Raw genomic sequence first — 15,396 nt, forward strand, 5'->3', positions numbered from 1 at the left:
AGGTCCTTGCAGCGTCGGGGCCGGGGCACGGTCAGTGGCGGGCGGGGTGGAAGACCAGCTGCTGGTCGGTCGGCGAGTAACCGCTGAGGGTCACCATCGGGCCGTGCGTCGGCAGCGCGGGGTCCGGGAAGTCGGCGTCGACCGGCACCCGGCCCTCGGGCCGCCGGTTCACGGTCGGGAAGTCCACCGGGAACGGCGCGCCCTTCTCGATCTGCCGCTGGTAGAACTCCAGCCACCGCGTGTCGTCGAAGCTCACCGCGGCGATCGTGCGGCCCTTGTAGCCGTACACCCCGACGAACCGGCGTTCGGCCAGCGAACCCTGCGTGATCATGATCTGCTCGCCCATCGGCGGTACCCCGACGGACTTGATGTTCACCCGGAACTGCGACGACCAGAAAGCCGGGACCCACAGGTGCGGCCGGCGCTCCGCGCTCGGGCTGATCATGTTGTGCGCGGCGGTCTCCGCCTGCGCGACCGCGTTGCCCCAGTGCTCCAGGGAGAGGAACTGGTAGCCGAACAGCGCGTGCGGGGACCTGGCGACGTCACCGGCGACGAAGACGTCGTCGGTGACGATGCCCCGGAAGTCGAAGGCACGGCAGCCCGCGTCGCAGGCGATGCCCCGGGGGCCCGCGCCGAGACCGGACCCGGTCAGCCAGCCGGTGTTGCGGGTCGCGCCGAGCGACACGATCACGATGTCCGCCTCGACCACGCTCTCGTCGGACAGGTGGACGGCGCGCACCCGGCCGGCCGAATCGCCCTCCAGCGCGGTGACCATGACCCCGGTGCGCAGGTCCACCCCGTTCTCGCGGTGCAGGTCGGCCGCGACCGCCCCGATCACCCCGCCCAGCGCGCCGACCAGCGGCGCGCCCGCGCGTTCCGCCACGGTGACGTCGATGCCGTGCTCCCGGCAGGCCGAGGCGATCTCCGAACCGGTGAACCCGGCACCGATCACGAACACCCGGCGCGGCCCCGCCTTCAGGCGCCGCAGCAGCGCTGCCGCGTCGTCCCGGGTGCGCAGGGTGAACACGCCCTCCAGGCGGGCCTCGTCCTCCTTGGGCCAGGGCCGGGCGCTCACTCCGGTCGCGATCAGCAGACGGTCGTACTCGACCTCGTCACCGTCGGCCAGCCGTACCCGCTTGGCCTCCAGGTCGAGCCCGGTCGCCGCCACCCCCAGCCGCCACTTCGCGTCGATCTCCCGGCGGCGGGGCAACTCGGTGTGGTTCGGGGACGCCTTGCCGAGCAGCACCGCCTTGGACAGCGGCGGCCGGTCGTACGGCTCGTACGGCTCGTCCCCGATCATGGTGAGTTCGCCGGTGAAGCCCTCGGCGCGCAGCGTCTCGGCGCCGCGCAGCCCGGCCAGCGAGGCGCCGACGATCACGATCCGGCCTTCGCGCCGGAGCCAGTCCAGGTAGTCAGCGGGCGCCATCGGAAGTCCCTCCCACGGCGCCGTCCAGACCGTCGGCGGTGATCGCCTGCACGGGGCAGGCGGCGACGGCACGGGCCACCCGCTCGCGCTGGTCCTCGTCGGCGTGCGGGCTGTAGACGAGGGATTCCTCGCCGTGCATGGTGAAGACGTCCGGGGCGAGGAACGCGCACTGCGCGTATCCCTGACATCTGTTGAGATCGACGACAAGGCGCATCATGGCTCCGCCCTTTTGGTGGCCGGGTGTCGTGCGTCCACCCGTCCGTGCTTTCAGTCTCGGACGGCGGTGAACTCCCCGCACGCCAGCATGGGAGCCCGCACCCGGCGCCGCGCGCCGGGGCGTTCCGAACGGGTGAGCGCTCAGGGCGCCGGGTCGGGGGCGGCGGCGGAGCGGCGGAAGCTCTCCATCAGGATGTACACGCTGAGCAGCAGCGACCAGGCCGGGAACACCAGCTCCGACCAGGGCACGCTCGCCGACACGAACAGCAGCACCAGCGCGGTCAGGAAGCCGAGCAGCGTCAGCCAGCGCGGCATGATGCCCAGCCGGTGCCCGATCACCGACGTGGAACAGACGAAGACGGCCGCCATCCGCATCGCGTACTCGATCATCAGCGTGTAGGCGAGGTGCTGGCCGAGGTCCCAGGTGGGCCTGGACGGTGAGGTGCCCGCCGGATGGGAGGTGGCGAGCAGGGCCGAGGCCACCGCGGCGGCGGAGAACATGGTGGCCGTGAAGACCACGGCGCTGCCGAAGTACACGGTGGCCACGAACCGGTCCTCCGCCTCGCCGACGTGCGAGCGGACGGCGCCGACGAACCACAGGAAGAAGATCCCGGCGAACGGCACCAGCAGCAGGGCCCACTTGACGGCGCTGCGCCGGCTGGGGTCCGGCGCCTGGTAGGAGACCGTGTCGGCGCCCTGGGGAATGCCGAGCCGGATCAGCACGATGGCGGCGGCGAGCAGCAGCGCGAACACGATCCCGGCCACGCCGGCGGCGCGCGGGGTCTGCAACGGCTCCCGCCGTGAGGTCGTGGAGGTCTGCATGCGCGGCTCGCTTCCTGTCCGGTGGCCCCCGGCACCAGAAAGCCCCCTGCCGGCGGCCACCGCCACCGGAGCACCCCCGAACGGCAGACCGCCGCGCCCCGGCGGCGACCGCCGCCGGGGCGCGGGCCGCCGCCGTCAGAGCCGCGACAGTTCGTCCACCAGGTCGTCCAGTCCCAGCGAGCCCTGGGACAGGGCCGCCATGTGCCAGGCCTTGAGGTCGAAGGCGTCACCGCTGCGCTCGCGGGCCTGCTCCCGGCCCGTCAGCCAGGCCCGCTCGCCCAGCTTGTAGCCGATGGCCTGCCCCGGCATGGACAGGTAGCGGGTCAGCTCGCTCTCCACGAAGTCCGCCGGACGGCTGCTGTGCGCGCCGAAGAACTCCTGCGCCAGCTCGGGCGTCCAGCGCTCGCCGGGGTGGAACGGGGAGTCGTCCGGGATCGCCAGCTCCAGGTGCATGCCGATGTCGATGATGACGCGGGCGGCGCGCATCATCTGCGCGTCCAGGTAGCCGAGCCGGCGCTCCGGGTCGGTGAGGAAGCCCAGTTCGTCCATGAGCCGCTCCGCGTACAGCGCCCAGCCCTCGGCGTTGGCACTGACCATGCCCACGCTGGCCTGGTAGCGGGAGAGGTCCCCGGCGACGTGCTTCCACTGGGCCAGCTGGAGGTGGTGACCGGGCACGCCCTCGTGGTACCAGGTCGACACCAGGTCGTAGACCGGGAACCGGGTCTGGCCCATCGTCGGCAGCCAGGTGCAGCCGGGGCGCGAGAAGTCGTCCGACGGCGGGGTGTAGTACGGCGCCGCCGCGCTTCCCGGAGGAGCGATCCTCGACTCGACGCGGCGGACCCGCTCGGCCAGGTCGAAGTGGGTGCCGTCCAGTTCGTCCATGGCCTCGTCCATCACGGACTGAAGCCAGCCGCGGACCTCGTCGACGCCCTCGACGTGGGTGCCCTGCTCGTCCAGGTGCGCCAGCGCCACCCACGGCGTGGCCGCGCCGGGCAGGATCTTCTCGGCTTCGGTCCGCATCTCGGCGAGCAGCCGGTGGTACTCGGACCAGCCGTACGCGTACGCCTCGTCCAGGTCGAGGTCGGTGCCGTTGAAGTAGCGCACCCAGCGGGCGTACCGCTCGCGGCCCACCACGTCCGGGGCGCCCTCGATTGCCGGCGCGTACACGTCCCGCATCCAGTCGTGCAGCGCCAGCACGGCCGCGTCGGCCGAACGGGCCGCCTCGTCCAGGCCGCCCCGCAGCGTCTCGGGACCGGAGGCGGCGAACTGCTGGAACCAGCCGCGGCCGTCGCCCGTGCCGGCCCATTCGTCGAGCTGCCCCACGAAGGTGGCGGTGGCACGCGGACCCGCGTGCAGCTTCCGCTCCAGGCCGAGTTCCAGGGACTGCCGGTAGCCCTCCAGCGCGGCCGGCACGGCGCGCAGCCGCTCGGCGACGGCCGCCCAGTCCTCCTCGGTGGCCGTGGGGGTCACGGTGAACACCTGGCGCACCGCGTGCGCGGCCGAGCTGAGGTTGCTGACCGACCGCAGGCTCTCGTCCGCCTCGTGCACGGCGAGGGAGGCGGTCAGCCGCTCGCGCAGCAGACGTGCGCAGCGACGCTCGATGTCACTGTCCGCGCCGGGCTGCCGCTCGGCCTCGTCGAGCCGGGCGAGCGTGTCCCGCTGGAGCCGGGCGAGCGCCTCGCCACCGGCCGGCGAGGTGTCGGGGAGCCGGCTCGAACTCTCTTTGACGCCGAGGAACGTACCGGTGATCGGATCGAGGGCGATGAGCTCGTCGACGAAGGTGTCGGCGACCTGACGGGGCAGCGGGCTCTTGGTCTGTGACATGCGGTCCATCCTCGTACGACGGGCCGCCGCCCGTCACGGGGTTTGAGCCGAGGGCGTAGGCGGGAGCAGCGGCCCGCACTCCCACTGCTGGAAGATCAGCCGGGTCTCCACCCGGGCCACCTCGCGCTGGGACGTGAACTCGTCGAGGACCAGCCGCTGAAGATCTGTCATGTCGGACACCGCGACGTGCACCAGGTAGTCGTCGGGGCCGGTCAGATGGAACACCGTCCGCGACTCCGGCAGCGCCCTGATCCGCTCCACGAACGGCCCCACCAACTCCCGCCGGTGCGGCCGCACCTGCACCGACAGCAGCGCCTCCAGGCCGCGCCCGAGCTTGGCGGGGTCCAGCTCCAGCCGGTGTCCGAGGATCACTCCCGAGCGGCGCAGGCGGGTCACCCGGTCCAGGCAGGTCGACGGCGCCACGCCGACCCGGGCGGCGAGATCGCGGTAGGTGGTCCGGGCGTCGTTCTGCAGCAGCCGAAGCAGCTGCAGATCGACCGGATCCAGTACGACAGATTCGGCCATACGGCGAACGTAACACGGTGTTCGTCTCCGGTATCCCGCTCGATGTTCACCCTTCGGGCATGGACTCGACGAGCACCCACGACGACTCAGTGAGCGCCCACGACGACCCGGTGCACCTCCGCGACGGTGCCGCGCCGCGGTCCGGCGCCCCGCGCGCCCTGGCCACCGAAGCCGTGCACGCCGGCCGCGACGACCTCGCCCGGCAAGGCCTGCACGCCCCGCCGATCGACCTGTCCACCACCTATCCGTCCTACGACAGCCGTGCCGAGGCCGCCCGCATCGACGCCTTCGCCACCGACGGCGCCGACCCGGCGGGACCGCCGGTCTACGGGCGGCTCGGCAACCCCACGGTCGCCCGTTTCGAGACCGCCCTGGCCCGCCTGGAGGGCACCGAGTCGGCCGTGGCCTTCGCCAGCGGCATGGCGGCGCTGAGCGCCGTGCTGCTCGCCCGCACCGCGGCCGGCCTGCGCCACGTCGTCGCCGTACGGCCCCTGTACGGATGCAGCGACCACCTCCTCACCGCCGGTCTGCTGGGCACCGAGGTCACCTGGACCGACCCGGCCGGCATCACCGACGCGCTGCGCCCGGACACCGGTCTCGTGCTGGTCGAGTCCCCGGCCAACCCGACGCTGGCCGAACTCGACCTGCGGGCCGTCGCCCACGCCTGCGGCACGGTTCCGCTGCTCGCCGACAACACCTTCGCCACGCCGGTGCTCCAGCGCCCCGCCGAGCACGGCGCCCGGCTGGTGCTGCACAGCGCCACCAAGTACCTCGGCGGCCACGGCGACGTCCTCGCCGGTGTGGTCGCCTGCGACGAGGAGTTCGCCGGGCAGCTCAGGAAGATACGTTTCGCTACCGGCGGTGTGCTGCATCCGCTGGCCGGCTACCTGCTGCTGCGCGGACTGTCCACGCTGCCGGTACGGGTCCGGGCCGCCTCCGCCACCGCCGCGGAACTCGCCCGCCGGCTCGCCGCCGACCCGCGCGTCTCCCGCGTCCGCTACCCGCGGCTGGGCGGCGCGATGATCGCCTTCGAGGTGCACGGCGACCCGCACGAGGTCGTCTCCCGGGTGGACCTGGTCACTCCGGCCGTCAGCCTCGGCAGCGTCGACACCCTCATCCAGCACCCGGCGTCCATCAGCCACCGCATCGTCGACGCCGACGACCGCCGGGGCGCCGGAGTGAGCGACAGGCTGCTGCGCCTGTCGGTGGGCCTGGAGGACGTCGAGGACCTCTGGTCCGACCTGGACCGGGCGCTGGGCCGGGCCCGCCGGGGGTACGGGGCCGGGCCCGCTTGAGGCAGGGGACCGCGGCGAGGCGCGGCCCCGCCGCGCGGGTGCGGCCGGTCGCGCGCACCCGCGACGGCGGTACGGCCCGGAGCCCTACGGCGCTTCGGTCCTGCCCGGCTCGCCCGTGCCGGACAGCCGCCCCATGGCCGTCACGGCGTTGCCCGGCTGCGCCGCCAGCCGGGCCGTGACGACCAGCGTCCCCTCCTCGATCTGGTAGTCCAGCGGCAGGTCCAGTCCCCGCATGGCCGCCACCATCGCGGTGTTGGACGCCTGCGTCACCGCGTACACGCTCTCGCAGCCCGCCTCGGCGGCCATGCCCACCAGCCTGCGCAGCAGTTCGCCGCCGATGCCGCGCCGCTGCCAGTCGTCCTCGACGAGCAGCGCTACCTCCGTCTCGTCCCCGTCCCACAGCAGGTGCCCGAGGCCGACGATCCGGCCCGAGGCGGTCTGCACGGCCAGCGTCCGGCCGAAGCGCGGGCTGAGCAGGTGGTTCAGGTAGCGGTCCGCGTCCCCGACCGGGCCGTGGTAGCGCAGCCCCAGGGTCCGTGCGGAGCAGCGCTCGTGCATGGCCTTCGCGGCCTCCACGTCACTGGTGTCGGCCCGGCGCACGGTGATCTCCCGGCCCTCGGGCAGGGTGAGCACGTCGTGACCGTGCGGGACGCGCGGCCCGAGCCGGGCGTCAAGTTCCACGAGCGCTCGGGCCCGCGCGAACTCGGTCGGGGTGAACGGCAGATAGGGCCGCTCCACGGTGATCACTCCACCCTCCGGTGCGCGCAGCCGCATCACCGTGTCCTCCAGCACCCCTTCGACGGGAACCGCCTCGGGGCGCCGGGCCCCGCCGACCGGATGGGCGGGGAGCGAGCGGATCGTGCACCGTCCCAACAACTGCCGGAGGGCCAGCGGAAGTTCCGCCGCGTCCAGGGCGGTCCGGGTCGCCAGGCCCAGCACCCTGGTCGGGGCGTCCACGAGGTCGTGCGCGTCGGCCCGCTCGATCCAGGTGTCCCGGCCCCCGGCCAGCGCCACCGCCCGGGTGATCTCGCCGGCCGTCAGCGGTCCCGGGGCCCGCAGCAGGAACTCGTCGACCGTGCCGTCGCCCAGCGGATGCGTCTGCAGGTTCAGGATGTCGACCGCGTGCTCGGCGAGCGCCGCGCACAGCACCGCCAGCGATCCGGGTTCGTCCCGCACCGTCGTGCGCAGCCGCCACAGCGTGCTGTCCGCCTCCTCGACCGCCGGAGCCTGCGGACCGGGCCCGGCCTGTCGCGTCGTGGGGACCGCGGGCCGGGCGCCGGTATCGCTCCGGTGCACCGGGGGTGCGTGACCCGGTCGCCTGGCCCACCACACGTGGAAGCCGGCCGTCGCCGCCAGCACCAGGGCCGAGATCACCAGCAGCGCCGGGCCGTCGGGACCGTGCCCGACCAGGTTGGCCACCCCGTCCGCGACCGCGACGGCCGTGAACAGGGCGGCGAGTTCGACGACGTCCCGTCGCCAGTGGTGCACGGGGCGTCCGTCCCGTGTGCGCCTCACGTCAGACATGTCTCGATTCATGCATCCACTGTGAAGGAAGGGTGTTGCGTGATCACGAACGCTCTGTGACCGATGGGTAAAGCGTGCTTATGTTGTTTTTGCGACGAATTTTACTGTTGGCGAGTCCTGGAAATGACCGATTCTGATCCCCGTCAGGCGACCGCCTCCATGTCCAGAGCGTCACGCAGCCGACGGGCCCGGACCGCCAGACGGGACGGACCGCGCCGCGCCGCGGCCCGCGACAGATGCGGCACGGCGCCGCGCGCGCCGCACCGCTCGGCGCACCCCGCGGCCACCGGGAGCGGCTCCCCGAGCCGGCGGGCCGTGCCCGGTGTGCCCGCGGCCGGCGGATCGGCGAGCAGCACGGGAAGGGTGTGCCGGAGCATCTCCCATATCGTCGTGTTGGCGCCGGTGGCCGCCGCAGTCCGCGCGGACTCGGCCAGCCGCAGCGGCTTCACCGCTCCGCGCCGGACCAACCGCTTCGGTCCCGGCAGGCAGACCGCGCCCGGTACCGGGCGGGTCGTCGGCCGCAGCCCGCGGCCGGCCGGCACCACCCAGCGGGGCCCGGCCGAACCCCGGCGGCCGGTGCCGGCGCGGGGCAGCGAGCGCAGGAACCGCACCGCCTCGGCCGCGGGCAGCTCGGCCCGCAGGCCGACGCCGGCCGCTATGACCCGCGCCTCCGCGAAGCCGCGCAGCCGGCGGTCCGGCAGCGGCACCTTCTTCTCCACCACCGGGCCTTCGAGCGTGGTCACCGCAAGCTCCTCGGGCCCGACCCGCAGATGCAGCGGATCGTCGCTGCCGAGCCGCGAAAGCGCCTCCCGCAGCGGGTTGTTGACGTCGACGCTCGTCGTGCCGTGTCCGACCTCGCCGCCGTCCAGCCCCGCACCGAGCACGTCCAGCCGGGCGTACACCCCGCCGCGGCCCGAGAAGGACTCGAAGCGCAGCCGGTCGCCGTTGCCCGTCACCACCGGGTCCAGCGAGGCGCGCAGCCGCGGCTGGTAATACCGCGCGGCGGCGACGTCGGCCACCGCGAGCAGCCCGGCGGCCGCCACCTGAGACGAGGTCAGGAAGCCCGCGAAGAACCGCGGATGGTCCTCGACCCCGGCCGGTGTCGCACCCCGGGACGTCTCCCGTCCCAGATGGCGTCCACCTGGGGTGGAGCGAAGCACGGAGGGTTGGCGAGAGGCCACGGCCTGTGAAGATCGCGTCATGGAAAAACCGTAGAGGCGACCACTGACAATCCGCTCCGAGCTGCGGGATCACCGCGTTCTCGCGGGAGTTCGGACCCCGCGGGAGCTGGTGCGCGGCGGGCGGCAGGGCCGTGCGCCGGGGGATGACGCCGGTGCACGGCCCTGGGCAAAGCGTACGGGAGCCACCGGCCGATCGGGCCCGGCCGCGAGGTCCGTCTGGGTGCGCACGGCGCCGTCGTACTCACGCGGACGGACCGTCAGCTCGCCGCTGCCGCTGCCGCTGCCGCTGCCGCTGCCGCTGCCGCTGCCGCTGCCGCTGCCGCCGTCGGTGTCGACCTCACCGACGAACTGGTGGCCCTCGACGGGGGAGACGTTCGAGGCGGTCGGGGGAACCGGAAGCGAACTACGGCGTGGCCCCGCGAGGTCACCCGGCGTGCCCGTCGACCGCCTCCGCCATCGCCCGGACCCCTTCCCGGATCCGCGCCGGCGACAGGTGCGCGTACCCCAGCACCAGCCGTACGACGGAGTCGTCGGCCCGCGTGCGCGTGCACGCGCCCAGTCCGCGCACCGCGACCCCGGCCGCCGCCATCCGGGCCAGGAACCGGCTCTCCGGCCCGCAGGACGCGGGCAGTTCGGCGATCGCGTGCAGGCCCGCCGCGATCCCCGACACACGCGCGTGCGGGAGGTGTTGGGCCAGCGCGTCCACCAGGACGTCCCGGCGTTCCCGGTAGGCGCGCTGGCAGCGGCGCAGCTGGCGGTCGTAGTCGCCCCGCTCCAGGAACCGGGCGAACACCGCCTGGTCGAGCGAGGGATGCCCCAGGTCCATGGTCCGCTTGCGCTCGACGACCTCGTCCGCCAGGTGCTCCGGCACCAGCAGCCAGCCGAGGCGCAGCCCGGGGGCGAGGGACTTGCTGACCGAGCCCATGTACGCGACGCGTTCCGGGTCCAGGCCCTGGAGCGCGCCGACCGGGGCGCGGTCGTAGCGGAAGTCGCCGTCGTAGTCGTCCTCCAGCAGCAGGCCGTCCGCCGCACGGGCCCAGTCAAGCAGCCGGGTCCGGCGGTGCGCGGAGTAGGCGATGCCGGTCGGGTACTGGTGGGCGGGTGTCGTCGTCACGGCGCGCACCCCGGAGTCGCGCAACGGGCCCGGAGCCAGGCCCTCGGCGTCCAGGGGCAGCGGCACCGTGCGCAGCCCCGCCGCCGCGTACTGGCCCTCGTGCTGCGGACTGCCGGGGTCCTCCACCCCGATCTCGCGCTCCCCGCGCGCGTACAGCACGTGTCCCAGCAGCGTCGTCGCCTGCGCCACCCCGGAGACGACCACGATCCGCTCCGGGTCGGCGACCACGCCGCGGCGGCGGGCCAGCAGTTCGGCGAGGGCCGAGCGCAGCCGGGGCAGCCCGCGCGGATCCGGGTAGCCGAGGTCGCGGTGCGGGAGGTCCGCCAGCACCTCGCGCTGCGCGGCGGCCCACGCGGTGCGCGGGAACAGGGCCAGATCCGGTGAGCCCGGCACGAAGTCCACCCGCGCGCCCGGCGGCCGCGGCGCCAGGTCGCGCGCGCGTGCCGGTGCCGACCGTACGGCGCCGCCCACCCAGGTGCCCGCGCCCCGGCCGCTGCGCAGGTAGCCCTCCGCCGTCAGCTGCTCGTACGCCTCGGTGACCAGACCGCGCGACACCCCGAGATCCTTGGCCAGCTCGCGGCTCGGCGGCAGCCGGGTGCCGGGCCCGAGCCGTCCCGCACGGATCGCCTCGCGCAGGGCCGCCTGGAGGAAGCGGCCGCGCGCGCGTGCCGGTGCCGACGCGGCCGGCAGCAGCAACTCCCAGGCGGCGGAGCCCGGCAGGCCGTCCGGATTGGTCCCCGATGACGTCATGGAAGTGGACCTTAATCCGGGCCGCCCGGATTCCTAACGTCGTCCTCATGAACGTCACCACCACGCGCGGCGCCCTCCTGACGGCGTTCGCCTACGTGCTCGTCGGAGCCTCCTTCACCGCCAACAGCGTGCTGGGCCGCTACCCGTACGCGGGCGGCCAGTTCCTGCGCTACGGGCTGGCCTGTCTGCTGCTGGTGCCGTTCGTCGGCCCGCGCGCGGCGGCCCGGCTGCGCGGACTGGGGGCGCGCGGGTGGCTGCGGCTGGCGCTGCTCGCCGCCGTCGGGATGGTGGGCTTCAACCTGGCGGTCCTCGCCGCCGAACGGACCGCGGAACCGGCCGTACCCGGCGTCTTCGTGGGCTGCGCGCCGGTGGTGGTCGCGGTCCTGGTCCCGCTCCTGGAGCGGCGGGCACCGCGGCGGCGGGCTCTCCAGGGGGCGCTGCTGGTCGCCGTCGGCGCCTTCGCCGTCCAGGGCTGGGGGCGGACGGACCTGGGCGGGATCGCCTGCTCGGCGTGCGCGCTGGCCGGTGAGGTCGGGTTCGCGGTGCTCGCGGGGCCGGTGCTGAGGCCGCTCGGACCGCGCCTGCTGACCGCCGCCGTGTGCGCGGTCGCGGCGGTCGAGGCGGCGGTGGCCGCCGCCTTGCTCGACGGCGGGGCGTGGCTGCGCCGGCCCGACGCCACGGAGGCCGCCGCACTGGTGTGGCAGGCCGCGGTCGTCACCGTGATCGGTTTCGTCTGCTGGTACATGGGCGTGCAGCGCATCGGCACCGAGCGCGCGACGCTCCTCACCGGCCTCGTCCCGCTCACCGCCGTCGCCACCGCCCCGCTCGTCGGAACGGGCGGCTACGGCCCCGCGCAGGCCGTGGGCGGCGCGCTGGTCGGCGCGGGGGTCGCCGTGGGCTCAGGGGCACTGCCCCGCCTCGGCCGCCGCCGCGGGGGCACCGTCACCGCGGCGCGTCGGGCGACGGGGGTCGCGGTGCGGCCCGGCGCGAGCCCGGTGTCCGGGGCCGCCGCCGGAACCTCCGCGGCCGGGCGGCGGCGGGGCTCAGCGGCTGCCGTCGAGGATGACCCGCGCGACCAGGGCCGGATCGTCGTTCATCGGGCAGTGGCCGCAGCCGGGCAGCCGGACCAGGCGGGCCTTGGGGATGATCTGCTTGGCCCGCACGCCCTGACGGCGCACCAGCAGCATGTCCCGGGTGCCCCAGCCGACGGTGACCGGCAGGCCCGGCACGTCGTCGGTGAACTGGACGGCGGTGCCCGCCCGCAGGGTCTCGGCGAACCCGGTGGCCCGCGCGAGCGCGAGCGTCTCGGCGACCACGGCCTCGGGTGAACGGCGACCCGGGCGGGCGTAGATGGTGCTGGTCAGGGCCGTCCGTCCGGCGGCCGTCCGGGACAGCCGCTCGACCAGCGGGAGCGGCAGCCGCTCCGCGATGCGCCGCATGGCGATGAGCACACCGAAGGCGTAACGCCGTTCGGCCTGGGTCCAGAATCCGGCGGGGGACAGGGCGGTGACGGACCGTACGAGCTTCTCGCGGCCCAGTTCCAGGGCCAGCAGCCCGCCGAGCGAGTTGCCGGCCACGTGGGGCCGGTCCAGCTCCAGCGCCTCGAAGACGGCCGCGAGCACGGTGTTGGTGGTGGGCAGGTCGTAGGTGAGGCCCGCCGGCAGGCCGGGGGAGGCGCCGAATCCGGGCAGGTCCACGGCGATCACGTCCCGCTCCGTCGCGAGGATGTCGACCACCGGGTCCCACGCCTGTCGGTGATGCCCTATGCCGTGGATCAGGACCAGCGGCTCGCCTCGGCCCACGCGCGCGTAGGAGACGGTCACGTCCCGACGGCCCTGCGCGGCCGGGACTTCGACGGAGACGGTGGCGGACATGGGGGCTCCTCGTCTGTGACATCGGCTGACGCCGTAGACAGCTTGTCAGCAATTGCTACTGACGGGTAGTCCTCGGGGGCGGCGTGTCGCGGGCGGGCCGGAAGGCGGCGGACGCGGGCGCGCGCGTGCGCCGGGTGCGGCGGCCGTCCGGGATCATTCTGGGACGGGCCCCCGGCGGGCGGGGCGATTCCGCCCGGACGCGCGAGAGCGTGTCGCCGGGCGGGCGTGAGCGTGCAGCCGGGCGCGGGGGAACGGGCCGCCCGGACGCGGGGGAACGTTTCTCTGGACGTGCGGGAACGTTTCGCCGCTTGCGCGGGAACGTTTCCTCGGACGCGCGGGAACGGGCGGGCGGAGCCCCGGCGGCAGGCGCGGACCCCGACGGACGGCTGCCCCTCGCACCCCTTCCGCCCCCGTGGTCCCACGCGTCCCGCCGTGCTGCGGGAGCTTTGCCGTCATGTCACGAAAACGCACCCGTGCGAACGCCTCGTGAACGCTGCGTGGCACCGCTTTCTATGGAGTGCCCACAGGTTCGAGGATTGGTCTTGACCAAGGGTGTGCGCCGCCTTATGGTCGCAGATAAGTACAACAACCTTTAATAAACAAGGGCGCTAAAACGCCGCCGGACCACGGCGATTGCGGAGGACAGGGTGGGGACCACGCAGCTGGAATCGGTGCCGGAACCGAAGTACTGGCATCTCAGGACCGTGCTCAGTGAGGCACTTGACTCGGAGTTCTCGGTCGGCGAGATCCTGCCCAACGAGCGCGACCTCGCCGCCCGCTTCGGCGTGGCCCGCGCCACCCTCCGACAGGCCCTCGAACAGCTCGAACTGGAGGGGCGTCTGCAGCGCCGCCGCGGCGTCGGTACGACGGTGGCGCCCCCGCGCGTCGGCGTGGCCGTCGGCAACGACCAGCACGCCTGGCCCGGCGCCCCGGACGACGCCTGGCAGCCGGTCGACTGCGTCCTCGCGGTGCCGCCCGCCGGTGTCGCCGCCGCCCTGGAGACCGGCGCGGAGGAGCCCGTGCACATCGTGCGTCGCTCCCGCGTCTCCCACGGCCAGCCCGTCGCCGCCGAACTGCTCCACATCCCGGCGTCCTCGGTCCCCGACCTGACGGCGATCGACGCGCCGTCCGGCTCGGCACGCGCGCGTGCGGTGCTGCGCGAGCTGCAGCACCTGAAGCTGGAGGGCCGGGACAGCGCGGTCGAGCTGGGCTCGGCCCGCGCCGACGACGCCAAGGAGCTGGACCGCCTTCCGGGCGCCCCGGTCCTCGTCGTCACCACCCGCTTCCTCGCAGGCGGCCGCACCGCCGCGCTCTCCGTCGCCACGTACCGCGCCGACACCTGCCGGCTGACCTTCGGCGACTCCGGCAGTGTGGAGATCCACCACGGACCCGAGCGGCAGGCCTCCTAGCCACCACGCAGCGACGCGACGCGCCCCGGACTCCTCCGGGGCGCGTCGCGTCGTCCGCGGGGCCGCTCAGCGGCGCGCGGTGACCGTCCCGTCCACCGCGAACAGTTGCTCCTCCACGTGGTCGAGGGCGAGCCGCAGCGCGCCGGTCGCCACCGCCGCCTCGCCGAGCATGGACAGGGCGACCCGCGGCGGGCGCAGACAGTAGCGGGCGAGTTCGCGGCGCAGCGGCTCCAGGACGCCGTCGAGTCCCGCCGCCCAGCCGCCTATCACCACCAGCTCCGGATCGAGGGCGAGGACCAGCGCGGCCACGTCGTGGACCAGCCGCTGGATGAACCGCTCCTCCGCCGCCCGGGCCCGCGCGTCCCCCTTCCTGGCCAGCGCGAACACCTCGGCCACCGCCTGTTCGTCCAGCGGATGCAGCGGCTCGTCGGTGGTGGACAGCAGCGTCTCCGGGGTCACCTCGCGGCCCAGCAGGTGCAGCGCGCCGATCTCGCCGGCCGCCCCGCCGTAGCCCCGGTGCAGCCGTCCGCCGATCAGCGAACCGGCGCCCGGACTGAGCCCGGCCATCACCATCACCATGTCGTCGGAGTCGGTCGCGGCGCCCTTCCAGTGCTCGGCCACGGCCGCCGCGTTGGCGTCGTTCTCCACCAGCACCGGGCACTTGAAGGACCGGCTGAGCCGCTCGCCGAGTCGCAGTCCCGTCCACTCGGGCAGCGCCGTGCCCAGCCGCACCCGGCCGTCGGCCTCGACGATGCCCGGCGTGCCGACCCCGACGGCCCGCAGCGAACTGCGCGCCACCCCGGCCCGCCGCAGCAGCTCGGCGACCGCGGTGCGCAGTCGCTCCAGCCGCTCGTCCGCGTCGGCCGTCTCGTCCACGTCCTTGGCCTGCGCGCCCAGCACCCTGCCGTCCAGGTCGGACAGCAGCGCGGCGACGCGGTGCGGACCGATCTCCAGGCCCAGCAGGTGCCCGGCCTCGGCCCGGAACCGGAACCGCCGCGCGGGCCGCCCCTGCCGCCGGGTGGCCCCCTCCTCGGCCGCCTTCTCGATGACCAGACCGGCCTCGATGAGCCCCTCGACGACCCCCTCGACGGTCGGCCGGGACAGCCCGGTCACCCGCGTGATCTCCGTCAGGGTCGCGCAGTCCGTGGCACGCAACGCGTGCAGCACCACGGCCGAATTGATCCTCCGCAGCAGCGACGGATCACCGCCGGTCAGCCCCGCCAACGTCCGTCCTCCCAGCTAGCCGTGCGTGTTGGCCGGATCGTACTTCGGTAACGACGACCCCGGCGAGTGCCCGGCGCAGCGGATCTGCGGAGGATGTGCGATCAAAGTGCGATCGGCGTGACCTGACGAACCGGGACCCGTGCGCCGTGATCGCCGACGAGGTGCCGTTCGTGGGGCCCCGGAGAGGTGAGCGACGGCCGGGGGAGAAGGCG

11 protein-coding genes and 2 pseudogenes are annotated in these 15,396 nt (G+C 74.4%); 3 read left to right on the forward strand and 10 right to left on the reverse strand.

Features of this window, described 5'->3' with window-relative positions; genetic code table 11:
* Positions 1–31 precede the first annotated feature (31 nt).
* The 5 genes from ACIRQ9_RS22290 to ACIRQ9_RS22310 all read right to left on the reverse strand — a co-directional run bounded on the left by ACIRQ9_RS22290 (position 32) and on the right by ACIRQ9_RS22310 (position 4,813).
* Positions 32–1,426, reverse strand: coding sequence for an NAD(P)/FAD-dependent oxidoreductase (locus ACIRQ9_RS22290; protein ID WP_404176004.1), 1,395 nt, complete (start codon positions 1,424–1,426; stop codon positions 32–34).
* Positions 1,413–1,640, reverse strand: coding sequence for a ferredoxin (locus tag ACIRQ9_RS22295; RefSeq protein WP_404176399.1), 228 nt, complete (start codon positions 1,638–1,640; stop codon positions 1,413–1,415). Before ACIRQ9_RS22295 ends, ACIRQ9_RS22290 begins: the two co-directional genes overlap by 14 nt.
* Before the next feature lie 143 nt (positions 1,641–1,783).
* On the reverse strand, positions 1,784–2,464 hold the full coding sequence (locus ACIRQ9_RS22300) for a hypothetical protein (RefSeq protein ID WP_404176006.1): 681 nt from the start codon (positions 2,462–2,464) through the stop codon (positions 1,784–1,786).
* A 135-nt stretch (positions 2,465–2,599) separates the two neighbouring features.
* Positions 2,600–4,288: a DUF885 domain-containing protein gene (locus ACIRQ9_RS22305; protein WP_404176009.1), complete on the reverse strand. Its 1,689-nt coding sequence runs from the start codon at positions 4,286–4,288 to the stop codon at positions 2,600–2,602.
* 33 nt (positions 4,289–4,321) lie between these two features.
* Positions 4,322–4,813, reverse strand: coding sequence for an Lrp/AsnC family transcriptional regulator (locus ACIRQ9_RS22310; protein WP_404176011.1), 492 nt, complete (start codon positions 4,811–4,813; stop codon positions 4,322–4,324).
* A 59-nt stretch (positions 4,814–4,872) separates the two neighbouring features.
* On the opposite strand from ACIRQ9_RS22310, the gene ACIRQ9_RS22315 reads away from it, so the two are divergent.
* Positions 4,873–6,108: a trans-sulfuration enzyme family protein gene (locus tag ACIRQ9_RS22315; protein ID WP_404176014.1), complete on the forward strand. Its 1,236-nt coding sequence runs from the start codon at positions 4,873–4,875 to the stop codon at positions 6,106–6,108.
* A gap of 84 nt (positions 6,109–6,192) precedes the next feature.
* Here ACIRQ9_RS22315 and ACIRQ9_RS22320 read toward each other — a convergent pair whose 3' ends face one another.
* From ACIRQ9_RS22320 to ACIRQ9_RS22330, 3 genes and pseudogenes are all read right to left on the reverse strand, one after another.
* Positions 6,193–7,632, reverse strand: a complete 1,440-nt coding sequence (locus ACIRQ9_RS22320) for a GNAT family N-acetyltransferase (protein WP_404176017.1) — start codon at positions 7,630–7,632, stop codon at positions 6,193–6,195.
* A gap of 424 nt (positions 7,633–8,056) precedes the next feature.
* Positions 8,057–8,834: pseudogene (locus tag ACIRQ9_RS22325) on the reverse strand (SWIM zinc finger family protein); the annotation flags it as partial.
* 403 nt (positions 8,835–9,237) lie between these two features.
* Positions 9,238–10,677 (reverse strand): PLP-dependent aminotransferase family protein, encoded by a 1,440-nt coding sequence (locus ACIRQ9_RS22330; protein WP_404176020.1) that lies wholly within the window; start codon positions 10,675–10,677, stop codon positions 9,238–9,240.
* 47 nt (positions 10,678–10,724) lie between these two features.
* Here ACIRQ9_RS22330 and ACIRQ9_RS22335 point away from each other — a divergent pair.
* A pseudogene (locus tag ACIRQ9_RS22335) lies at positions 10,725–11,513 on the forward strand (EamA family transporter); the annotation flags it as partial.
* 207 nt (positions 11,514–11,720) lie between these two features.
* Here the strand turns inward: ACIRQ9_RS22335 and ACIRQ9_RS22340 are convergent.
* Positions 11,721–12,551 (reverse strand): alpha/beta fold hydrolase, encoded by an 831-nt coding sequence (locus ACIRQ9_RS22340; RefSeq protein WP_404176023.1) that lies wholly within the window; start codon positions 12,549–12,551, stop codon positions 11,721–11,723.
* 647 nt (positions 12,552–13,198) lie between these two features.
* Between ACIRQ9_RS22340 and ACIRQ9_RS22345 the strand changes: the two genes are divergently transcribed.
* Positions 13,199–13,960: a GntR family transcriptional regulator gene (locus ACIRQ9_RS22345; protein WP_404176026.1), complete on the forward strand. Its 762-nt coding sequence runs from the start codon at positions 13,199–13,201 to the stop codon at positions 13,958–13,960.
* Between the two features lie 66 nt (positions 13,961–14,026).
* Here ACIRQ9_RS22345 and ACIRQ9_RS22350 read toward each other — a convergent pair whose 3' ends face one another.
* Positions 14,027–15,184 (reverse strand): ROK family transcriptional regulator, encoded by a 1,158-nt coding sequence (locus tag ACIRQ9_RS22350; protein ID WP_404176029.1) that lies wholly within the window; start codon positions 15,182–15,184, stop codon positions 14,027–14,029.
* Positions 15,185–15,396: the final 212 nt, after the last annotated feature.

The organism is Streptomyces sp. NPDC101237 (genome assembly GCF_044767465.1).
Taxonomy (GTDB): Bacteria; Actinomycetota; Actinomycetes; order Streptomycetales; family Streptomycetaceae; genus Streptomyces; species Streptomyces gramineus.

Coding starts and splice junctions, on each gene's coding strand:
- ACIRQ9_RS22320 (WP_404176017.1), bottom strand. CDS start 7,632: ATGTCTGACGTGAGGCGCACACGGGACGGACGCCCCGTGCACCACTGG.
- ACIRQ9_RS22300 (WP_404176006.1), bottom strand. CDS start 2,464: ATGCAGACCTCCACGACCTCACGGCGGGAGCCGTTGCAGACCCCGCGC.
- ACIRQ9_RS22340 (WP_404176023.1), bottom strand. CDS start 12,551: ATGTCCGCCACCGTCTCCGTCGAAGTCCCGGCCGCGCAGGGCCGTCGG.
- ACIRQ9_RS22295 (WP_404176399.1), bottom strand. CDS start 1,640: ATGCGCCTTGTCGTCGATCTCAACAGATGTCAGGGATACGCGCAGTGC.
- ACIRQ9_RS22305 (WP_404176009.1), bottom strand. CDS start 4,288: ATGTCACAGACCAAGAGCCCGCTGCCCCGTCAGGTCGCCGACACCTTC.
- ACIRQ9_RS22330 (WP_404176020.1), bottom strand. CDS start 10,677: ATGACGTCATCGGGGACCAATCCGGACGGCCTGCCGGGCTCCGCCGCC.
- ACIRQ9_RS22315 (WP_404176014.1), top strand. CDS start 4,873: ATGGACTCGACGAGCACCCACGACGACTCAGTGAGCGCCCACGACGAC.
- ACIRQ9_RS22290 (WP_404176004.1), bottom strand. CDS start 1,426: ATGGCGCCCGCTGACTACCTGGACTGGCTCCGGCGCGAAGGCCGGATC.
- ACIRQ9_RS22310 (WP_404176011.1), bottom strand. CDS start 4,813: ATGGCCGAATCTGTCGTACTGGATCCGGTCGATCTGCAGCTGCTTCGG.